At 62.4% G+C, this 19,519-nt stretch carries 19 protein-coding genes; 14 read left to right on the top strand and 5 right to left on the bottom strand.

Translation table 11 applies throughout. The annotated features are described in order from the left end of the window. Positions 1–10 precede the first annotated feature (10 nt). The 7 genes from B7L68_RS03790 to B7L68_RS03760 all read left to right on the top strand — a co-directional run bounded on the left by B7L68_RS03790 (position 11) and on the right by B7L68_RS03760 (position 5,999). Positions 11–532, top strand: a complete 522-nt coding sequence (locus tag B7L68_RS03790; RefSeq protein ID WP_081246361.1) for a 2-oxoacid:acceptor oxidoreductase family protein — start codon at positions 11–13, stop codon at positions 530–532. Further along, entirely contained in the window at positions 529–837 is a 309-nt protein-coding gene (locus tag B7L68_RS03785; protein ID WP_081246360.1) for a 4Fe-4S binding protein, read from the top strand. The genes B7L68_RS03790 and B7L68_RS03785 overlap by 4 nt, the downstream gene beginning before the upstream one ends. Further along, a complete protein-coding gene (locus B7L68_RS03780; protein WP_081246359.1) occupies positions 834–2,024 on the top strand; it encodes a ferredoxin oxidoreductase in 1,191 nt (396 codons plus the stop codon). The genes B7L68_RS03785 and B7L68_RS03780 overlap by 4 nt, the downstream gene beginning before the upstream one ends. Beyond that, positions 2,021–2,968 (top strand): thiamine pyrophosphate-dependent enzyme, encoded by a 948-nt coding sequence (locus tag B7L68_RS03775; protein ID WP_081246358.1) that lies wholly within the window; start codon positions 2,021–2,023, stop codon positions 2,966–2,968. Before B7L68_RS03780 ends, B7L68_RS03775 begins: the two co-directional genes overlap by 4 nt. Before the next feature lie 402 nt (positions 2,969–3,370). Beyond that, on the top strand, positions 3,371–3,715 hold the full coding sequence (locus B7L68_RS03770; protein ID WP_081246357.1) for a cupin domain-containing protein: 345 nt from the start codon (positions 3,371–3,373) through the stop codon (positions 3,713–3,715). 124 nt (positions 3,716–3,839) lie between these two features. Next, positions 3,840–5,756 (top strand): carboxypeptidase-like regulatory domain-containing protein, encoded by a 1,917-nt coding sequence (locus B7L68_RS03765; protein WP_081246356.1) that lies wholly within the window; start codon positions 3,840–3,842, stop codon positions 5,754–5,756. A 30-nt stretch (positions 5,757–5,786) separates the two neighbouring features. Continuing rightward, positions 5,787–5,999, top strand: coding sequence for a hypothetical protein (locus tag B7L68_RS03760; protein ID WP_081246355.1), 213 nt, complete (start codon positions 5,787–5,789; stop codon positions 5,997–5,999). Here B7L68_RS03760 and B7L68_RS03755 read toward each other — a convergent pair. Next, positions 5,992–7,932 (bottom strand): Sip1-related alpha-galactosidase, encoded by a 1,941-nt coding sequence (locus tag B7L68_RS03755; protein ID WP_081246354.1) that lies wholly within the window; start codon positions 7,930–7,932, stop codon positions 5,992–5,994. The two genes, B7L68_RS03760 and B7L68_RS03755, sit on opposite strands and share 8 nt — an antisense overlap. 468 nt (positions 7,933–8,400) lie before the next feature. On the opposite strand from B7L68_RS03755, the gene B7L68_RS03750 reads away from it, so the two are divergent. Continuing rightward, positions 8,401–9,810 (top strand): acetate--CoA ligase family protein, encoded by a 1,410-nt coding sequence (locus tag B7L68_RS03750; protein WP_081246353.1) that lies wholly within the window; start codon positions 8,401–8,403, stop codon positions 9,808–9,810. After that, a complete protein-coding gene (locus tag B7L68_RS03745; protein ID WP_081246352.1) occupies positions 9,807–10,502 on the top strand; it encodes an acetate--CoA ligase family protein in 696 nt (231 codons plus the stop codon). Before B7L68_RS03750 ends, B7L68_RS03745 begins: the two co-directional genes overlap by 4 nt. A gap of 200 nt (positions 10,503–10,702) precedes the next feature. Here B7L68_RS03745 and B7L68_RS08955 read toward each other — a convergent pair whose 3' ends face one another. Further along, the gene (locus B7L68_RS08955) at positions 10,703–10,993 is read right to left on the bottom strand and encodes a hypothetical protein (protein ID WP_238136314.1); all 291 of its coding nucleotides are present in this window, start codon (positions 10,991–10,993) and stop codon (positions 10,703–10,705) included. A gap of 74 nt (positions 10,994–11,067) precedes the next feature. Between B7L68_RS08955 and B7L68_RS03740 the strand changes: the two genes are divergently transcribed. The 4 genes from B7L68_RS03740 (at position 11,068) to asd (ending at position 15,146) form a co-directional block, all read left to right on the top strand. Then, on the top strand, positions 11,068–11,760 hold the full coding sequence (locus tag B7L68_RS03740) for a hypothetical protein (protein WP_238136313.1): 693 nt from the start codon (positions 11,068–11,070) through the stop codon (positions 11,758–11,760). A 268-nt stretch (positions 11,761–12,028) separates the two neighbouring features. Beyond that, a complete protein-coding gene (gene thrC / locus B7L68_RS03735; protein WP_238136312.1) occupies positions 12,029–13,147 on the top strand; it encodes a threonine synthase in 1,119 nt (372 codons plus the stop codon). Further along, positions 13,144–14,136 (top strand): aspartate kinase, encoded by a 993-nt coding sequence (locus tag B7L68_RS03730; RefSeq protein WP_081246350.1) that lies wholly within the window; start codon positions 13,144–13,146, stop codon positions 14,134–14,136. The genes thrC and B7L68_RS03730 overlap by 4 nt, the downstream gene beginning before the upstream one ends. Next, on the top strand, positions 14,124–15,146 hold the full coding sequence (gene asd, locus B7L68_RS03725; RefSeq protein ID WP_081246349.1) for an aspartate-semialdehyde dehydrogenase: 1,023 nt from the start codon (positions 14,124–14,126) through the stop codon (positions 15,144–15,146). Before B7L68_RS03730 ends, asd begins: the two co-directional genes overlap by 13 nt. Here asd and B7L68_RS03720 read toward each other — a convergent pair. The 3 genes from B7L68_RS03720 to B7L68_RS03710 are packed head-to-tail and all read right to left on the bottom strand — an operon-like array spanning position 15,143 to position 18,573. Beyond that, positions 15,143–16,333, bottom strand: a complete 1,191-nt coding sequence (locus tag B7L68_RS03720) for a cation:proton antiporter (protein WP_081246348.1) — start codon at positions 16,331–16,333, stop codon at positions 15,143–15,145. The genes asd and B7L68_RS03720 overlap by 4 nt on opposite strands. Continuing rightward, positions 16,324–17,253: a homoserine dehydrogenase gene (locus B7L68_RS03715; protein ID WP_081246347.1), complete on the bottom strand. Its 930-nt coding sequence runs from the start codon at positions 17,251–17,253 to the stop codon at positions 16,324–16,326. Before B7L68_RS03715 ends, B7L68_RS03720 begins: the two co-directional genes overlap by 10 nt. Before the next feature lie 9 nt (positions 17,254–17,262). Further along, positions 17,263–18,573, bottom strand: coding sequence for an MFS transporter (locus tag B7L68_RS03710; protein WP_081246346.1), 1,311 nt, complete (start codon positions 18,571–18,573; stop codon positions 17,263–17,265). A 49-nt stretch (positions 18,574–18,622) separates the two neighbouring features. On the opposite strand from B7L68_RS03710, the gene B7L68_RS03705 reads away from it, so the two are divergent. After that, positions 18,623–19,519, top strand: a complete 897-nt coding sequence (locus tag B7L68_RS03705; protein ID WP_101958006.1) for a zinc metalloprotease HtpX — start codon at positions 18,623–18,625, stop codon at positions 19,517–19,519.

Below are 19,519 nucleotides of genomic sequence, written 5' to 3'. Positions count from 1 at the left end.
TCGTCATGTCGTGATAGAGATAAGGTTCCACGGACGCGGCGGCCAGGGAATGGTCACCGCCTCGCAGGTCCTGGCGACCGCCGCGATTATGGAGGGCAAATACGCTCAAGCTTTCCCCGAGTTCGGCCCCGAGAGGCGCGGAGCTCCCGTCAAGGCGTATCTACGCATCGACGATAGGCCCATCTACAAACGCGAGCCGGTCGTGGAGCCCGACGTGGTGGTAGTCGGCGACCAGTCGCTGTTCGTCTCGGAGAACCCCCTGGAGGGTATCAAGGGGAACGGCATCTTGGTCGTGAACGGGGCCTATAAGGCGCCTGTCAAGACCTACTACGTCGACGCCACGTCCCTCGCCTTGAAGTTGCTGGGAAAGGCCATAGTGAACACGGCCATGATAGGCGCCGTGGTCAAGGCAACCGGCGTGGTCGGCCTCGAGACGGCCCTCGCCGCCCTGAACAAGTACTTCTCGGGGAAGATATACGAACTAAACGCGCAGTTGGTCAAGGTAGCGTTTGATCAGACCAAGGAGCTATGAGCCTCCCCAAGGTGCACGAGATACCCATAGGAGGCATAATAACCGAGCCGGGCTCGTCGCGCAGAAACCTCACAGGCGGCTGGCGCAGTCTAAAGCCCATAATCCACGACGATAGATGCATCCGCTGCAGAATATGCTGGATGTACTGCCCCGAGGGTACTATAAAGGAAACCAAGGGAGAATTCGTAGTAAAAGGACGTAAATATCAATATAAATACGAAATAGACTATAACTATTGCAAGGGATGCGGCATATGCGCCCACGAATGCCCCACCAAGGCAATCGAGATGGTGCCGGAGGCATGACCGCCGCTGCCGCCATTCAGAAGGCCAAGGCCGCGCTGGCGCTCACCAGCAACTACGCGGTAGCCTACGCCGTCAAGGCCGCCGATGTGGATGTGGTGGCGGTCTACCCCATCACGCCGCAGACGACCATCGTGGAGAAGATAGCCGAGTTCGTCGACGACGGCGAGCTCAACGCCGATTTGATACACGTGGAGTCGGAGCACTCGGCCATGTCGGCCGTGGTGGGCGCCGCCGCGGCGGGGGCCAGGGTCTTCACCGCAACCAGCAGCCAAGGCCTCGAGCTGATGCACGAGGTCCTCCACATAGCGTCGGGCCTCCGCCTGCCCGTAGTGATGGCCGTGCCGGCCCGCGCCATCTCTGCCCCCATAAGCATACACGGCGACTACAGCGACGTGATGAACACGAGGGATACGGGGTGGATAACCTATATAGCGTCATCGGCGCAGGAGGTCTACGACACGGTGATACAGGCCTATAAGGTCGCCGAGACGACGCTGTTGCCCGTCATGGTGTCCTACGACGGCTTCCTGATGTCCCACACGACCGAGCCGGTGGAGCTCAACGACGAGGAGGCGGTTAAGCGCTTCCTCCCCAGAAGGGAGAGGCCCAACGTCCTGAGGCCCGAGAAGCCGATAACCATGGGCGCCTTCGCCATGCCCGACTGGTACTACGAGATCAAATACCAGGTCCAGGAGGCGCTTGCCAGCTCGCTCAAAACGATCGAGGAGGTGGACGCCGAGTATGGAAAGGCCTTCGGCAGGAGTTATGGAATAATCCAGACCTACAGGATGGAGGACGCAGACTACGCCGTGATAGCGTACGGCGGAGCTGCCTTCGGCAACGCCCGCGAGGCTGTAGACGTGGCCAGGGAGAGGGGCATAAGGGCTGGCGCCATAAGGCTACGAGTATGGAGGCCCTTCCCCGCCGACCGTCTGCTGAAGCAGCTGGCCGGAGTCAAGGCGTTCGCCGTAATCGATAGGGCGATCGCCTTCGGCTCTCCGGGAGGAGGGCCCGCCTTCATCGATGTGGCAACCGCGCTCTATATGGGCGGCATGGACGTGCCGGGCCTCTCGGTGATACACGGCATAGGGCAGAGGTCCATGTACGTCGAGGACTTCGTGAAGGTATTCGAGATGTTGAAGGACGGCGAAAGGAATAAAGTAGTATACATGGGGCTGAGGCTATGAAGGTCGTCTACAAGGCGATCTGGGATCTGCCGGTCGAGGAGCTCTTCGCCTCAGGCCACCGCGCCTGCGCCGGCTGCGGGCCCGCCATAGCCATGAGGTGGATCACCAAGACCGCCGGGCCCAACACCGTAGTGGTCAACGCCACGGGCTGCATGGAGGTCACGACGACGCAGTACCCCGAGACCGCTTGGATGGTGCCCTACCTCCACGTAGCGTTCGAGAACGCCGCCGCGGCGGCATCGGGCGTCGACTCGGCCATAAGGGTCACGTCTAAGAAGGGGCTGTGGCGGTCGGGCAAGACCAACGTCATAGTGATAGCGGGCGACGGCGGCACCTACGACATCGGCCTGCAGTCCCTCAGCGGCATGCTCGAGAGGGGACACCACGTCCTCTACATACTCTACGACAACGAGGCCTATATGAACACCGGCATACAGAGGAGCGGCGGGACGCCGCGCTACGCCTGGACCACCACGACGCCTGTGGGGAGGGCCATAAGGGGCAAGATACAGGCGAAGAAGGACATAATGGGCATCGTGATGGCCCACAGAGTGCCCTACGCCGCCACGGCCTCGATCTCCAACATAATCGATATGTCCAACAAGATAAAGACGGCGCTGGAGTACACCGAGGAGGGGCCGACGTTTCTACATATAATGGCGCCTTGTCCGCCCGGCTGGCGCTTCCCCGAGGAGCGGACCGTGGAGGCCGCCAGGCTGGCCGTGGAGACCGGCTACTTCCCGCTTTATGAATACGACCACGGGAAGATAAGGCTGAACCCGCCGACCTCGAACATGGTGGCCGACCCCAAGCGCAGGAAGCCCCTTAGGGAGTTCCTTAAATTCCAGGGCAGGTTTGCGCATCTGACCGACGCCGAGATAGGGGAGCTGGAAAAGGAGGTGGTCGCAAATCTCGAATACCTGGCGAAGCTGGCCTCGCTCTAGCCGCAAACGTCGGTATTCGCAGGGCTGAGAGATAGGGAGAATCCCGTATATCCGGGGTTTATCCTCGAGAGACGCCGCATAAATCCCTCCTAGTCGCTTTTCTGTCCACCACCCCCTCCTTTCGGCATCCCCGCGTCTGTCCCATCTCCCTCCGGCGTGGAGTAAATGCCCCCAGTGAGGTAGGCGGTGGAGGCAAGCCCCCTCTGCAGGCACGAACCGGGGGCCGCCGGTAGCAAGCCGTGCCCGCCTGCAGGCGCCTAGGCCGCCTCGCCAGCTACGCCGAGCCGTACGAGGCCGTAGAGACGGCTGAAGGCTGGCCGTCAGCAAGCCCCCACGGCCCTCCGCAACAGAGGGACGCCTCTCTACGGCCAGTTTCACTTTAAATAGGGTGTCCGTATAATTATGGGCTGGACTTTCGAGAGGCTCAACGAATGTCTCGAGAGGCGCTACGTGTCTGGGAAGAACCTCACCCTCGCGCAGTTTAGGATCAAGGCAGGCTGCACGGTGCCGGCCCACAGCCACGAGAACGAGCAGATCAGCTTGGTCCTCGAGGGCAGGGCGCTGTTCGTTGTCGGCGGCGTTGCGCGGGAGGTGTCGGCGGGCAAGGTTGTGCACATACCGCCTGGGGCTCCGCATGAGGTCAGGGCGCTCACGGACTTGGTGGTCGTCGACGTGTTCTCGCCTAGGCGCGACGACTGGGAGCGGGGCGGCGACAGCTACCTCCGCGGGGAAGGGCCCAGCAGGTAGGCGCAGGTCGGCCGGGCGGCATTAAATAAAGGTATCTTTCGGAGATAGTAATATTTGCCTGATATACAGATCCTATTGATTAAAGGTGTACATAGGTCTTATTAAATGACGGCGTCGGAGACGCATGCGCCTGAAATTCCTGCCCATAGCGCTAATAGGGCTGGCCGCGCTCGCGCTAGCCGGCCCGATAAACGTGGTCTTCCCCTACAACGCACAGATACAATACCTGGCCTACAAGACCGTCACGCTGACCGTGCAGCTAGGCCCCGGCGGCACCTACACCATATCGCCGCCCGCTGTGACCCCCGGCTCCGGCTTCGCCTACAGCGGCATGGTGGTCCAATTCCAAGGCGTCTACCCCTCGATACAGGTGGCGGCCAACGGCTTCTTCAGCAAGTCCTACAACTCGGAGGGCTTCCTCCAGGCGGTATACATCGGCCCCGACGCCAGCAAGGTCATGCTGATAAACACGGCCAACGCCAACGTGCAGGTCCAGCTACAGGTGACCTACCAGTTCACCTACGACCAGTACGTCCAGCTGGCCAACGGAACCGTCTTGACGATATCGTTGCCCAACGCGAATATGCCCCAGGGCTTCGGGGAGAGCGCCACGGTTAGGCTAGATCCCGGCGCGCCGTACGTCATAAGCTCCGTGGAGCTACCCGACGGATCGCCGGCATCGGCCTACCGCGTGGAGCCGAAGGTGGTCGAGCTGACGCAGCCCGGCACCTACAAGGTGGTGATAACCAGCGGCCCCTCGCTGCCTGCCGCCCTGCTGGTGAAGAGCTTGGCTCAGCAGGCCGCCACAGTCGGCCCCAACTCGCAGCTGACCGTCAGCGGATCCCAGATAGGGGTGCCCCAGGGCTGGCAACTGCTCGGCTACGTGGTGTTCGCCTACACCGGCAACGTGAACCTGGTCGGCCAGCAGTCGGGCGGCCAGATAGCCATATCCGGCGGGCTGGTCGACATAGTGAACAACAACACGTTGAGCTTCATAATAAGGTCGGTGAGCTACCTGATACCGCCGCTGTGGCAGGCCCAGCTGACCTACAGGATAGCGATAGTGTACGGCGACAGCTTCACGGTCACGTCGACGATGAGCTCCCCGGTCAACGTAATATACATACCCATAGTGTACAGGCCGGCGCAAGTCACCTGGCTACCCGACCGCGCCTTGGTCAACGTCACGCAGGCCGACGTGGCCGACGGCGTGTGGACCGCAGTGGTGCTCCAACTGCCCGCCCTCGCCAAGATAGTGTCGATAAAGACGCCGGGCAGCGCCATAATAACCAACGCCACCGACGTGCAGCTGGTGTGGGGCGGCGGCGTCAGGATGGCCTCCATAAGCCCCGACGGCCATGAGGCCTACATAGTGGTGCAGGAGGGCAACACCGCCGAGGCCGGCGTCTACACGTTCCTCGTGAACTGGAGCCCGTTGACGATAACCGTGGCCAACAAGTTCGGCGGAACCGTCGGCGACATAGCCGCCTCGGCCGGCCAGTACAACGTGGCGGTCTCTGGCGGCGTGGTGAGCGTCTACGTGTACCAGCCCGAGCCCGTCTCGGTGCAGATAACCTACAAGGGAGTCCCGGCGGCCAACGTCCTGGTGCAGTCGCTGGACTTCAGCCAGCACGTGGTGCAGTTGGGCATATACAACGTGAAGGTGGTCGTGGTGGGCGTGTTGAACCAGCCCATACCCAATGCGCAGGTGTCGATAAACGGCTTCCCCGCCAGCGGCGCGACCGACAGCAGCGGCTCCGTGGCGTTTAACGGCGTACTCGAGGGGGCGTACACGCTGGCCGTCAACGTGGGCGGTAGAGTGCACGTAACCAGCAACTTGACCGTGTCAGGCCCAAGCCAGACCGTGACGGTGGTCGTCAAGACGCCAATAGTGGCCATCATCAACGGGGTGCCCATAACTGTGACCGACACCGCGGCCGCCGCTGGAGGCGTCTCGGCCGCCGGCCTGGCGCTCGCGGTGAATAAGTTGCTGAGAAAATCCGGCGAGGACGAGGCGGTAGCGACTGTCGAGCAAGTGTAATCTTTTTACCCGCGGAAAATCCCCCTTTTAATGAAGGTTCTTGCCCAATCCGACGGAGAGGTCCTCAGGCTGAGGGTCAACGACCCGACGCCCCTCATCGACATCCCCTTTTCCGGAAGGCAGGCTGGGACGGTAGACGGCGGGCTTGTTCTGACATCGCCCAGACACATAAACGAGGTGATAAGGCTCGGGGAGCCCGTGGAGAGGGTCCGCGTCGGCGCCTCGACGGACAGAGTCATCTGATCTCAACTGGCGTGCCCGGCGCTGTAGGCCTCCCATCGACGATCGGGTACGGGGGCAGTATATACTCGGCGAGGCCTATGAGGCCCGGCCGCGACAGTATGACGACCTCGCAGTCGAGAGGCTCCAGCTCTATCGGCACCCCGCCGCCAGGCGTGGAGCCGCCCTCGCGGGCGAAGACCTTGTAAAAGACCTCGGCGACTGCGTCGAACGGCAACGACCCCGGCCTCACCACGTCGGCAGATCTGCGATCGGATACGTTACACACGGCCACAGCCGCCCTCCCCCTTACCGTGGAGGCCAGCTTCAGGAGGCGGCGGCCCTTATAGGGGTTCTCGAAAAGCACGTCGCGCGTGGGGAGGGCCGGGAAATCCACCCTCACCACCTCTCCGCTGGGCAACACGGCCATCTTCAAGAGGTCGACGTTCGTCCTGCCGGGATCTCTGTCGGCTATATACACGGGGCCTCCGCTGAAGACTCTAAGCACCAGGTGCAGCTTGGCGTAGGGGTCGTAGCTCGAGAACATGTCGAAGTCCGGCCAGACCGCCTCCGAGAAGAATAGGGAGCCGTACGCGTTGGATATGGCGTGGAGCCGCGCCCCGTCGCGCCAATAGGGCACATAGTCGTCGGAGGTCCTCATGACGTTGCTGGAGAAGTAGTTGCTGTAGTTCTCGGGATTCATCGACATGCAGTTCATTATCGAGAGCCCCGACTGCTCCGCGGCCAGCTGAAGGGCCGTCTGCAGCGACGCCGCCGCTCTGCCGACCTTCTCGCCCGCGTAGCGCGCCATCAGCCTCGCGGAGCATTGGTTATCGACCTTGACGAAATCGAAACCCTTAAGGCCGGCGTAAAGCCTCTTGTAGAGGAACAGGGCCTCGGGGTATTTCGGCGGCGGCGCCTTGGCGGCCGCGTAGGGGATCCCCGAGACGCCCAGCTCGCCCTCCACGCCGTCGTCGAAGCCGCCCCAGTGGACGTTCAACGTGTGCCAGAGGCCGACCCAGTTGACGCCGAGCGCCCTCAAGCCCCTCACCGTCCCGTCGAAGCCCCCTGGGAACTTGCCCTCGTCGGGCTTCAACGAGGTCAACACCCTGTTGAGACAACAGGGCTGCTCGACCCACCTCTCCCTCTGCCACCCGTCGTCTATCAAGGCCCAGGCCACGGGCACGCCCCTCTCCCTCAGGCCCCTCACCACGTCCAACAGGCCGAGGCTCGACACATCTATCAGAAACGCGTTCCAGCTGCACCATCCCAGATGGTCGAGGAACTCGGGCCTGCGCTTCCCGCGCCTCAGCCTGAGGTTGGCGCGCGCCGCGAGCGCTCCCCAGGCCCTCCTCAGGGCCTCGTAGGGATCGCCGGAGAGGCCGTAGGCCAATATCCACGAGCGCCCCACCTGTCTGGACTCGACGCCCATATAGGCCCTGGCGGTCCAGCCGCTCCAGAGGTAGCCGCTGAGGTCTCCCGACGAAGCGGCCAGCAACGCCAAATACCCGCCGTCCCTCAGCGAGACCAACAGCGACACAGTGAAGGGCAGGAGATCCGGGAAATCCTCGCTGAAATAGGGAGTCGCCCAGGGCTGTATCCACCACTTGGCCACGTCCAGCTCGACCGACGGCTTCTTGGGATAGTTCGACGGGGCCGAGGCGCACTCCTCCGGCGTGCCTCTGCCCACGTAGGCCTCGTTACATCCCCGAGGCCCGTCGTATATCCTAGCGTTTGTCAATGCGACGAAGGCCAGGGCATCGGCCTTGATAGATATGTCAAGAGGCCACTCGGCCAGCTCCACGTCGGCCTTGGCCTCGACGCCGACGACGCCCGAGGAGCCGTCCCCGTCCACCAGAAGCCTCGAGGTCCCCCTCCCACATAGGTTGTAATCGCCCCCTTCGCGGGAGGGAATACATACGCCGTCCTTAAAGTAGGCCCTGGCGATCTCAAACATGGAGATCGCGCCTCCAGGTAAATATTAAATGAGATCGCGTTAAACGGAGCCGGGGAGTTGCTCCGCCCAGCCGCGAGCGCGGACCCAGACGCCCCGAGGGTCTGGGGTCGACAATAGCCAGAAGACGCGCCGATGGGGCTCAGGATCGCAGGCCGTCGCCGCCGACCTATGGAAGGCATACGGAATATCTTCGATCGCCCGCAGCGGGCCATGACTTAACCCATGGAACAGGTATTGGCCGTAGTCTAGGCCGTACACACCAGGCGGGACGCTGGCGGCAGGTACGCCTTGATCGTCACCGAGGTCTAAGAAGGCCTTTTCGTAGTAGCGCTCTATATATTCTATTTATTTATATTTATATTACAATAATTCCGGTATTAACTCATATATTTAAAACAAAAATTATCTATCGAATTTTTTTGATATAGTTTATAGAAAATTTTTTAATCCCAAATTTATGATTACGATATGTCTTCGAGCCAGGAGGACCTCGCGCCGCTCATCTCGCCCAGCTCCGTTGCGTTGGTCGGCGCGTCGCCGAAACAGGCCTCAGTCGGCTACGTCATATTGGAAAACCTGATCGATAGATTCAGGGGGACCGCCTACTTCGTGAACCCCAAATACGATGAGGTCGAGATCAAGGGGAGGCAACTCAAGTTCTACAAATCGATATCGGAGATCCCAGAGCCCGTGGACGTCGTCGTCATAGCCGTGCCTGCCCAGGTGGTGCCGCAGGTGCTCGAGGAGGCGGGCAAGAAGGGCGTCAAGGCAGCCGTGATAATCAGCAGCGGCTTCGCCGAGGCGGGCAACAAGGAGCTCGAGGACGAGCTGAGGGCCCTCGGCAGGATGCACGGCGTCAGGGTCCTGGGCCCCAACTGCCTCGGCGTCTACAACGCCTTCAACGGCTTCGACACGGTCTTTCTGCCCGCCGAGCGCGCCGGAAGGCCGCCCGCAGGCCCCCTGGCGCTTATAAGCCAGAGCGGCGCCGTGGCCGCGTCCATAATGGACTGGGCCGCCAGGAGGAACATAGGCCTCTCCATCATGGTCAACTACGGGAACAAGGCCGATGTAGGCGACGTGGAGCTCCTCAGATACTTCGAGAGGGACGAAAGGATAAAGGTCATCACGGTCTACGTGGAGGGCTTCAAGTATCCCGGCGAGGCCAGGAGGTTCTTGGACGCGGCGCGGGAGGTCGTCAAGAAGAAGCCCATAATAGCCTACAAGGCGGGGAGGGGCGCCGCGGCCCAGAGGGCCGTGAGGTCCCACACGGCCGCGCTGGCCGGCAGCTACGAGATGTATAGGGGCCTTTTCAGGCAGGCGGGGATCATCGAGGCGGCCAATCTGAGGGATATGTTCGATATGGCCAAGGCGTTGGCCACCCAGCCGCTCCCCAGGGGCGGGCGCGTCTTGGTCTTAACCGACTCCGGCGGGATGGGCATACAGGCGGTGGACGAGCTGGAGGCTCTAGGCCTCGAGGTGCCCGAACTGCCCGAATCGATAAGGCGGGATTTGAGGGGGGAGCTGCTGCCGTTCTCGGCCTTGGGGAACCCCGTGGACGTGACGGGGTCCGCCACGGATCAGCACTACAAGGTGGTGCTGGAGGCGTTGCTACCGACGGCATTCTTCGACATGGCTCTGGTCATCACCTTGATGCAGGTGCCGGGCTTGACGCAAAACCTGGCCGAATACTTGATAGATGCCAGGAGGTTCAGGAAGCCCATAGTTGTTGTCAACTTCGGCGGGAGCGAGATGGTCCAGTCCTTCACCAAGTCCCTAGAGGACGCCGAGATACCCACTTACCCGACGCCCGACAGGGCGGCCAGAGCCCTGTGGGCTCTCTACCAATACGCAAAAATACGCGGCGTGGTCAGACCATGAGCGTGGTGGATAGGGCCAAGGCCGAGGGGAGGACCAAGCTCCACGAACACGAGGCGTTCGAGCTGTTGAGGCGGTACTCCATACCGGTGCCCGACTACGGCGTAGCCAAGGACGAGGAGGAGGCCGTCTCGCTCGCCGATAAGATAGGCTACCCCGTGGCCGTCAAGGTCATCTCGAGGCAGATAGTGCATAAGACCGATGTGGGCGGCGTCGTCCTCGGCATCGCCGACAGAGGCGGGCTTGTCGCGGCGTGCAACAAGATAAGGGAGTCCGTCAAGGCGCGGGCTCCCTATGCGGAGGTAGAGGGGTGCCTCATACAGAAGATGGTGCCGCAGGGTATCGAGCTCATAATAGGCGCCGTCTACGACGACGTCTTCGGCCACGTCGTTGCGTTCGGCCTAGGCGGCGTCTTGACGGAGCTCTACAGGGACGTGTCCATGAGGCTCGTGCCGATCGAGGAGGAGGACGCTTGGGAGATGCTGAGGGAGGTGAAGGCCTACAGGCTGTTGACGGGCTACCGCGGCACCCCGCCGAGAGATCTACACGCGGTGGTGGACGTGATAGTCAAGTTCTCCCGTCTGCTGTCTGAGAATCCGGCCATAAGGGAGGCCGATCTAAACCCCGTCATAGCCCTCGAGGAGGGCAAAGGAGCCTACGTCGTGGACGCCAGGTTCCTTCTCGGCGGCGACTAGGACTTGTTAAACATTATGGTCCTCAGCTCTCAGCGACGTTCCGATCGATGCGTCTCCAGATGCGCGGCGGCCCAGGGACTCTCTGTAGCCGCGTACGCCCGCGGCTTCACGGTTAACCGATGTAGATAGGGCAGGGGTATTTCTCCAATCGTCGAGCGGCTCCGCCGCTACGGCGGATGGGGCTCCACGGCGCGCCTGATCTAATTATTTAAAAGGGCCTCAATATCAGCTATGGCCGGAGATAGGACGACGCTAGCCGCGTTGGTGCTGGCCGCGGTCAGCGTCGCGGCCGTGTTGGTCATGGTGGCCACGCAACAACAACGGTCTGTCCAGACCGTGTCAACTCCCCAGGAGGTGGTGATTCCCGTCACGGCGCCGTTGACCAGCTGTTGGGTCGATCCCTTGCTTCCATACATACTTAGGCTCAACTCCAGCGACGTGGCCGGGATAATATTGTACATAGATTCGCCCGGCGGAACCTTGGACGCCACGGAGGCCCTCTACGGGGCCCTGAAGGGTCTGGGCAAGCCCGTGTACGCGGTCGTCTCGGGCCCCCAAGTTCAACGTGTCCCAAATCAAGCCCGCGGGCAAATACGTGGTGGTGGACCTCAGCCACGGCAACCTGATCCCCGAACAGTTCGTCCAATCTCTGGCGTCGAGGCTGGTTATCTACAACTGCAGCGTCGCGTTCGCCACCACGGGGGACGGGCTCAGGAGCTTGCTCAGAAACGCCACAGGCGTCGTGATCGTCGACCCGTCGTCGCCGTACTCCTCAGCCTCCGTGGAGGCCTTGGAGTCCTTTACGGCTTCGGGCGGCCGTCTGCTCGTGTTCTACGACCCCAGGCTGGCCAACTCCATATACATAACTTCCACGCCTCCATCGCCCGTATACCTCGATGGGCTGTTGACTCAGTTCGGCATGGTGGTGATGGACGGCTATCTCTACAACGCAAGCGCCGCCTTAAATACCCCGACGGGCAATTGGCAGTTCGTGTCGACCGGATACATCAACTCCACAGAGCTAGGCGGCGGCCGCTACGTCTTCTTCACGCCGGCCGCTATATCGGGCTCCGGCGCCGGCATCTACGTCGACGCCCACCTCCTGGGCTTTGGCGCGGGCAGATACGCCGTGGTGTTGCAAAGAGGCAACGTGACCGCGGTGGGCACCGTGACCTCGTTCCTCCCCGACTTCGTGAAGCTCGGCGACAATCTCGCGTTGCTGGGCGATCTAGCCAGGTGGGTCTGTGGCGCCGGTTAGACGCGCGCCCTCTTCTGCACGCATCATGCCCGCGCTGGACCGCTCTGTTGTAGTTACCCCATAGCAAATGCATTTTAATTACAGGAATATTATTTTATTGTTTATCTAAAAATATTTTCTATATATTTATTTTTGCAACCTAATTTATATATAATCAATGCGGACGGCCGAAATATATAGTTGCCGTAATATAGCCCGTCATGGCGACAAAGTTTATATAGTCCGGCGTTTCGTCGCATATGCCTTCGGGGACAATAGCGACGTCGCCTTGAGGTGCGTCGTATGCGGGGCCGAGTACGGCCCCGACTTTAGGCTGTTCAGATGCCCTAGGTGCGGAGGTCTCCTAGACCTCGTGGTGAGGGGGAAATACTGGGCGCCGAAGGGCTCGGGGATATGGCGCTACGCCACCATGTTGCCCATGAAGACCGGCGTAACTATGGGCGAGGGGAGGACTCCGTTGGTCGAGTCCAGGCTCAAGGGAAATCTCTGGGTTAAATTCGAGGGGGCGAACCCCACCGGCAGCTTCAAGGATAGGGGCATGGCGCTTGGGGTGACCGTGGCTAGGGAGACGGGCGCGGGCAAGGTCGTGGTGGCGTCGACCGGCAACACCGCCGCCTCGGCGGCTGCCTACGCGGCTAGGGCCGGCCTCAAGGCCTATGTGGTCCTGCCTAGAGGCAACGTGGCCAGGGGGAAGCTGGTGCAAGCCGCTCTGCACGGCGCCGAGATCCTCGCCGTCGAGGGCTACTTCGACAGGGCGCTCAGCCTGGTCGTGGACTACGGCACCAAGTACGCCTATCCGCTCAACAGCTTCAACCCGTGGCGTCTGGAGGGCCAGAAGACGCTTGCCTACGAGGTGTATGAGGAGCTCGGCTGCCCCGACAATATAGTAGTCCCCGTTGGGAACGCCGGAAATATATATGCTATATGGAAAGGCTTTAGGGAGCTCGGGGAGCTCGGGCTGTGCGCCAAGTTGCCCAGGATGGTGGGGGTCCAGGCGGCCGGCGCCGCGCCGCTGGCCCGCGCCTGGCGCGAGGGCCTGCAGAACCCGTTGTTCCTCGACTCGCCCAACACGGTGGCCTCGGCCATAAGGATCGGGAGGCCCGTCAACTGGGTCAAGGCATTTATAGCCGTAAGGGAATCCGGCGGGATGTTCGTAGAGGTCGACGACACGGAGATCTTGAGGGCCCAGCTGGCTCTAGCCAGGGCCGATGGCATCGGCGCAGAGCCCGCCGGAGCGGCCTCAATAGCCGGCGCCCTCGCGTTGGATCTTCCCGGCGTCACCGTGGCCGTGGTGACGGGCCACGCCCTCAAGGATCCCGACGTCGTCGAGGTCAAGACGGTCCCGGTGGCGTCCCAGGAGGAGCTGATCTCTGCGTTGAGCCGATGAGGGCCGTAGTGAAGATAGGAGGCTCTCTGCTCAGAGGCGCCCAGCACTTCGTGGATGCGGCTAAGTTCATCTCGTCGTACGAGTCGCCGGTGGTGGTGGTCTCGGCCGTGAAGGGCGTGACGGACATGTTGATAGAGCTGTACAAGACCAGGCACGAGAGCATCTACGAGGCGATTAGGGATATACATGTGGAGATAGCGAAGAGACTCGGCGTATCCGGCGTGGAGCCTCTGCTCAAGGAGCTGAGAGCTGCGCTGGAGCTTCCCGAGGGACCCGACGTGCTGGACTACTTCATGTCGTTCGGGGAGCGGCTGTCGGCCACAATAATGAACGGACTGCTCAGGAGGATGGGCTTGGACAGCGAGCTGTTCGTGGCCCCGATAGTCACCGACGACAATTTCGGCAGCGCCAAGCCGCTCGAAGACCGCAGCCTTGCGGCCGATATAGATGGCCACAACGGCGTGGCCGTGGTGACCGGCTTCATAGGGAGGACCAAGGACGGCAGGTTCACCACAGTGGGGAGGGGCGGGAGCGACTACACCGCCACCTTCCTCGCCAAGTTGCTCGGCTACAGGCAGGTGGTGCTGGTGACCGACTCGCCCGGAGTCATGACGGCAAACCCGCAGGAGGTGCCGGAGGCCAAGATATTGCCCATGATGTCGGTCGAGGAGGCCGTCGAGGCGGCTAGGCTCGGCGCCAAGAACTTCCACCCGAGGACCTTCGAGCCCGTGTCGGGCGGGATGTACGTCGAGGTGCGCAACTACTGGAGCAGAGGCACCGTCATAGGCAACTTCTACGCGCCGCCTCCGTATAAAGTGGTGCTCAGATGCGGCGAGGGCTCCTGCGTGGTCGGCCTCGACGCCGAGGAGATAGTCAAGCTGGGAGGCGACTACGTGGGCAGATTCGCCGCGCAGGTCCCCATGCCGCCCAAGTGGGCCCACGACCTCTTCGTCAAGCCCTACTTCGAGAAGTTGCTATGGATAGGCTGAAGGCCTACGTAGTCGGCGCCACGGGGCTCGTGGGGCAGCGATACGTGCAGTTGCTGGCAGAACATCCCTGGTTCGACCTAGTGGGCGTCGCCGCATCCGAGAGGAGCGCCGGGAGGAAGTACGGCGAGATAAACTGGGTGCTGGAGACGCCCATGCCTCAGAAAGCCGCCGAGCTGAGGATAGACAGACTCGACGTGGACTCGCTGCCCAAGGTCGACGTGATATTCTCGGCGCTTCCCTCCGAGGTTGCCGCCAGGGTGGAGCCCGAGATGGCCAGGCGGGGCCACATGGTCGTCAGCAACTCCAGCAACATGAGGCTCGACCCCGACGTGCCTCTCCTGATACCCGAGGTGAACCCCGACGACCTGTCCCTGGTCAAGGAGCAGAGGGCGCGGCGCGGCTGGAGCGGCTTCGTGATCAAGAAGCCCAACTGCAGCACGACCATCCTGGACCTCCCGCTCAAGCCCATCCTCGACGAGTTCGGCATATCCAGGATCCACGTGGCGACCATGCAGGCGGTGACTGGCGCCGGCTACGCGGGGGTCCCCTCGGTCGCCATAATCGACAACTTGATCCCCTACATAAAGGGAGAGGAGGAGAAAATAGTCAACGAGACCAGAAAGATCTTCAGGAGAGAGATCGAGATCTACGCGACCACGACCCGCGTCCCCGTGCTCGACGGACATACCGAGGCGGTCTACGTGGACACTGTGAGGGATTTCGACGTGGAGGCCGCGGCAGAGCTCATGGCGAAGTTCAGAGGCGTCCCCCAGGAGCTCGGCCTCCCCACGGCGCCTCCCCAGCCCGTGATACCGATAAGGGCCCTGGATAGGCCTCAGCCCAGGCTAGACAGAATGGCCGGCAGAGGCATGTCGGTGGTCGTCGGCCGCATCAGGAAGCTGGCGCCCAAGAAGCTGGCGTTCGTCGCCCTTGGCCACAACACGATAAGAGGCGCAGCCGGCAACGCCGTGCTGGCCGCCGAGCTGTCGATAAAGTCGGGGCTCTATTAGCGGCCTCTAAGCCAGCTCTGCGCTCTGGAAAACGCTATGGCGCCTATCACGGTGGTCAGCAGACCCATCAGAACGAGCGCCGTGAACTCCCAGCTCGTTAAAACGCCCGCCTCCAGCCCTAGGCTGGCTATGGCCAGCCCCGTCTCGCCCCTGGGGACCATCCCAAGCGAGATGGCGGCGGACGCCTTAACGTCGCGTGTGTAGAGGTAGGCGAATGGAAATATGCCGATCATCTTGAATAAGACGGCGATCGCTGTTAGGGCCAGGCCCATGACGAGGCCACTGAGGCCTATCCCCGAGAGATCGCTCTCCGCGCCCACCACGGCGAAGAACACGGGGCCGAAGACCTCGAGCAACGCGTCGGTCAGCCTCTTTATGTTCTCCTTGCTGAGGCCCTCGGCCACGGCGACGCCGGCTATGAAGGCGGCTATTATCGGCGAGAAGCCCAAGACCACCATGGCGGCCGTCAGGCCGAATATCACGACCAGCGAGAACTCGTATGAATACTCCTCCCTTATGCCTCTGCCCAGGAGCTTGACGGCCGCAAGCGAGACGAACAGTATAAAGACCCAGGCGCCTGAATAGACGGCTATCGTATAGGCGATCTCGGCGGCAGATAGACGGCCCGCCGCGATGAGTATATTGACCGCTGTGAGTATTATGAAGGTCACCACGTCGTCCATGGCGGCGGCCGCCGTCAGGAACCGGGCCCCCTTGCCCTTGACGCCCTGCTCCAACAATATGGCCGAGGCCGCGGCGAGGCTGGTGGCTCCGAGGCTTGCGCCGATATATAAAGCGGCGTCCCGGCCCAGCGAGGGGCTCAACATCGCGTAGCCCGCGGCGAAGGGCGACAAGGCGCCCAGCGCCGCCCCGGCGACTCCGAGAGGCCCGGCGGACCTCAGGGGCGCCAGCCCCTCCTCCAGGCCCGCCGCGAATATTATCAGGATCACCGCGAAGTCGGCCAGGAACCTTATGTAGTCGTTGAGCTGGAATATGGAGGCGCCGAACAGGCCGTTCAAGACTCCGCCTAGGGACGTGGGCGCCAGAGCCATGCCGGCCGCGAGACCCGCCACGAGGCCCGGTATCCCCGCTCTCCTCAAGAAATATCTGAGGACGGCCGCTAGGAACAGCATAAGCGAGAGGTATAGGAGGCTGGCGTAGACCGCCCCCACCTCCGCTATCTGCATCTCCGCTCGCGGGCGGCCCTCAGGACGTCGTTAAGCAACGCCAGGCTGGTCTCGAGCCTGCCGGCCCCCTTGCCGTACACCCTGACCTCGTTGACCTCCGTCGTTATCTCGACCGCGTTGGTCGAATAGCGGGCCGACAGCAGCGGGTCGTCGGGGCCCAGCTGGATCGGCGAGACGCGGGCCGTCCCCCTCTCGAGGTCCGCCTCAGCCACGTACTTGGTGCGCGGCCCTAGATATCTCAGGGGCTCGCGGCGTACTTGGCCCAGGGATAGCCCCACGCCGAGAGCGTTGGCGAGTATGACGAGCTTCGCGGCCGCGTCTAGGCCCTCCAGGTCTATGGCCGGATCCGGCTCGACGTATCCCTTGGCCTTCGCCTCCTCCAGCGCATCGGCGAAGCTGAGGCCGTCGAGGTCGACCCTGCTGAGTATGTAGTTGGTGGTTCCGTTCAATATCCCGCGGATGCCCAACGGCCTCTGTCCGCGGAGCCCCAGCGCCAGATCGACCACGGGGGTGCCCGCCATCACGGTGGCCTTGTAGTAGACCGGCTTCCCCTCGAACTCCTGGAAGCGGAGGGCCAGCGGGGCCTTGTTCGCCGTGACTATCGAGAGGCCGGCCTTCAGAGCGGAGCGGTACACAGCGACGGCGGGCTCGCCGTCGGCGTAGTTAGGCGGGCTCACGTCGACCAGCACCTCGGCGCATCTGAAGGCCTCCTCTAGGGCGGCGGGGCTCCCCACCCCCGACCTCGACACGCCCCCCCTCGGCGACCTCAACAGAGCTTCTATCTCGGGCTTCTCGAAGCCGCCGCACTTCAAGACGCCGCCCCTGCTGTCGAAGACCGCCGATATCTTCAGGTCGGTCCTAGACCGGACGACCTCGACGAGCGTCCTGCCGACGCCGCCGAAGCCATATAGGATCAACACGCATGGCGCCTATCTCCTCTTTAAAACGATTGGCTTGCGTATTCTGGCCAGCGAGAGGGCGGCGGCCGCCACAGATATGGCGGCGAGAACGGCCAGGGACTCGCGGATCCCCAAAAGGAGGTCGCTCGTGGATGCAAGCACATACGCGGCGATGGCCATGCTCAGCGACTGGCCCACCAGCCTCACCACGGCGACCACGGACGAGGCCACGCCGTGGTGCCGCGGCTCGACCGAGCCTATTATCATGTAGGTGTTCGGCGAGATGAAAAAGGCGAAGCCCAGGCCCAGCAGGGCGAGCTCCAGCTCGAGGCTCCACAGCGGCGTCGAGGCCGTCATGGAGGCCATCAGCGCCAACGCCACCGCCGCCGTCCCCATGCCCATCGACGACACGAGGCCGGGCTCCACGTAGTCTGAGATCCGGCCTGAGATCGGGGCGAAGATGGCCATCAAGAGGGGCTGGGGCAACAGGAGCAGACCCGCATACGCCGGCGGGATCCCTCTCATGTGTAGATAGAGGCTCAATACGTAGGTCACGGCGAAGGTGGCCGCGTAGTTCAGCATGGCGGCAACGGACGCGGCTGTGAACCTAAACCTCCTGAAGATCGAGGGCTCGATTAGGGGCTTGGACCTGTTGATCTCGTACGCGGCGAATAAGGCCAAGAGGGCGAGGCCCAACGCCGTTAGGTATATATCGTAGGTAAGGCCCCATACGGAGAGCGACAGCGAGGACGCCAGGAGGGCTGCCCCAACTGCATCGTAGCCGCGTTCCCGGTATCTACCTGCGGGGATGTCTCCGGAGAGAGCCAGCGACAGAGCGGCGGGCGCTGCATTCACCAGAAATATATAGCGCCAGTCGATAGAGGCCAGGAGGCCTCCTATCAACGGCCCGCTCGTGAGGCCTGTATATACGGCTAGGGTGTTTATGCCGATGGCCCTCCCCAGCCCCCCCTGGGGATATATGGAAGCCAGAATGGCGTAGTTTGTGCCGAAGATCATGGCCGCGCCCACACCTATGGCGATGGAGAAGGCCATGAGGGCGATGGGCGCCGGCGAGAGGGAAGCCGCCAGCGAGGACGCCAGGATTATCGCCAGGCCCAGCCTGTACACGAAGGCGCGCCCCAGGACGTCGCCCAGCCTGCCCATGGGTATGGCCAGAGACCCCGCGGCCAGGGCAAGCGCCATCTGCAACAACGCCACGTAGTCGGCTGGGACCTTCAGTGCGTACGAGATCGCGGGAGCCGCCACGTTGATTTCGTTGCCTAGGCAGGGCATGATGAAGGAGCTGGCCGATATCGAGGCCAGGCCTGTCCACCGCCTCACAAAAATAATTATCCGCACTATTATTTCTGTGAAGTCGCTGTGGCTCAAGATGGCGGCGGCGGGCGTCCTCGCGGTGCTCGCCGAGTTTCTAGTCACCTACGTCATAATGTCGGTGCTGGCGTTGCCGCTGTGGACTCTCGCGGTGGGGCTCCCCCTATTCTGGCTCTTCCAGTGGCTCATATCGCCCGTGTTGATAAGCAGGGGGGCGCGCGACGTGACCGACGACCCGGCGTTCTCGCTGCTTAGGGACATGGTGCGCAGAATAGCCGAGGCCTCGGGGGTCAAGCCCCCCAGGGTCTACGTCACCGACGACCCCTTCCCCAACGCCTTCGCCTTCGGCAACCTGGTGCAAGGGAGGGGCGTGGCCGTCACGAGGCCGCTCCTCGACATACTGGACGAGAACGAGCTCCACGCCGTGCTGGCCCACGAGGTAGGCCACGTGCGGCATTTCGACATGGAGCTGGTCCTCGCCCTAGGCCTTATACCGTCGGCCCTGGGGTCCATAGGCGGCTTCATGCTCTACACGGGCCAGATGTTGTTGTTCGCGGCCCTCGACGAGGCCGCCCTGCTCCTGGGCTTGGTGATGTTGGCGGCGGGGTTCCTCCTGACCGCGGCCACGTTTTTCATCCAGATATTCGTGCTGTGGTTCAACAGGCTGCGCGAGGCCTACGCCGATCTGCACGCGGCCCGCCTCCTGGGCCCCTCGGCGGTGTATCTGGCGAGGGCCCTCGCCAAGATACAGATCTACATGAGCAACGTGAGGGTTGATCCCTTCAAGGGCATAGTGCTGACCGTCCCGCCTATGCGGATCAGGGAGACGAACCCCGACGATCTGCTGCAGAAGTGGTCCCGCGAGCACGTCTCGCCGCTGGCCGACATCCTGTCGACGCACCCCCATCCCGCCAAGAGGGTGAAGAGCATACTCCAGTGGGCGGGCCGCGTCTAG

Origin of the sequence: Thermoproteus sp. CP80 (genome assembly GCF_002077075.2) — an archaeon.
Classification (GTDB): Archaea; Thermoproteota; Thermoprotei; order Thermoproteales; family Thermoproteaceae; genus Thermoproteus.
This window is presented reverse-complemented; position numbering and strand designations above follow the sequence as displayed.

Bases quoted from the DNA above. Each gene is read 5' to 3' on its own strand.
- B7L68_RS03750 (WP_081246353.1), top strand. From the start codon at position 8,401: ATGTCTTCGAGCCAGGAGGACCTCGCGCCGCTCATCTCGCCCAGCTCC.
- B7L68_RS03730 (WP_081246350.1), top strand. From the start codon at position 13,144: ATGAGGGCCGTAGTGAAGATAGGAGGCTCTCTGCTCAGAGGCGCCCAG.
- asd (WP_081246349.1), top strand. From the start codon at position 14,124: ATGGATAGGCTGAAGGCCTACGTAGTCGGCGCCACGGGGCTCGTGGGG.
- B7L68_RS03765 (WP_081246356.1), top strand. From the start codon at position 3,840: ATGCGCCTGAAATTCCTGCCCATAGCGCTAATAGGGCTGGCCGCGCTC.
- B7L68_RS03705 (WP_101958006.1), top strand. From the start codon at position 18,623: ATGGCGGCGGCGGGCGTCCTCGCGGTGCTCGCCGAGTTTCTAGTCACC.
- B7L68_RS03785 (WP_081246360.1), top strand. From the start codon at position 529: ATGAGCCTCCCCAAGGTGCACGAGATACCCATAGGAGGCATAATAACC.
- B7L68_RS03745 (WP_081246352.1), top strand. From the start codon at position 9,807: ATGAGCGTGGTGGATAGGGCCAAGGCCGAGGGGAGGACCAAGCTCCAC.
- B7L68_RS03775 (WP_081246358.1), top strand. From the start codon at position 2,021: ATGAAGGTCGTCTACAAGGCGATCTGGGATCTGCCGGTCGAGGAGCTC.
- B7L68_RS03780 (WP_081246359.1), top strand. From the start codon at position 834: ATGACCGCCGCTGCCGCCATTCAGAAGGCCAAGGCCGCGCTGGCGCTC.
- B7L68_RS03770 (WP_081246357.1), top strand. From the start codon at position 3,371: ATGGGCTGGACTTTCGAGAGGCTCAACGAATGTCTCGAGAGGCGCTAC.
- B7L68_RS03760 (WP_081246355.1), top strand. From the start codon at position 5,787: ATGAAGGTTCTTGCCCAATCCGACGGAGAGGTCCTCAGGCTGAGGGTC.
- B7L68_RS03755 (WP_081246354.1), bottom strand. From the start codon at position 7,932: ATGTTTGAGATCGCCAGGGCCTACTTTAAGGACGGCGTATGTATTCCC.
- B7L68_RS03720 (WP_081246348.1), bottom strand. From the start codon at position 16,333: ATGCAGATAGCGGAGGTGGGGGCGGTCTACGCCAGCCTCCTATACCTC.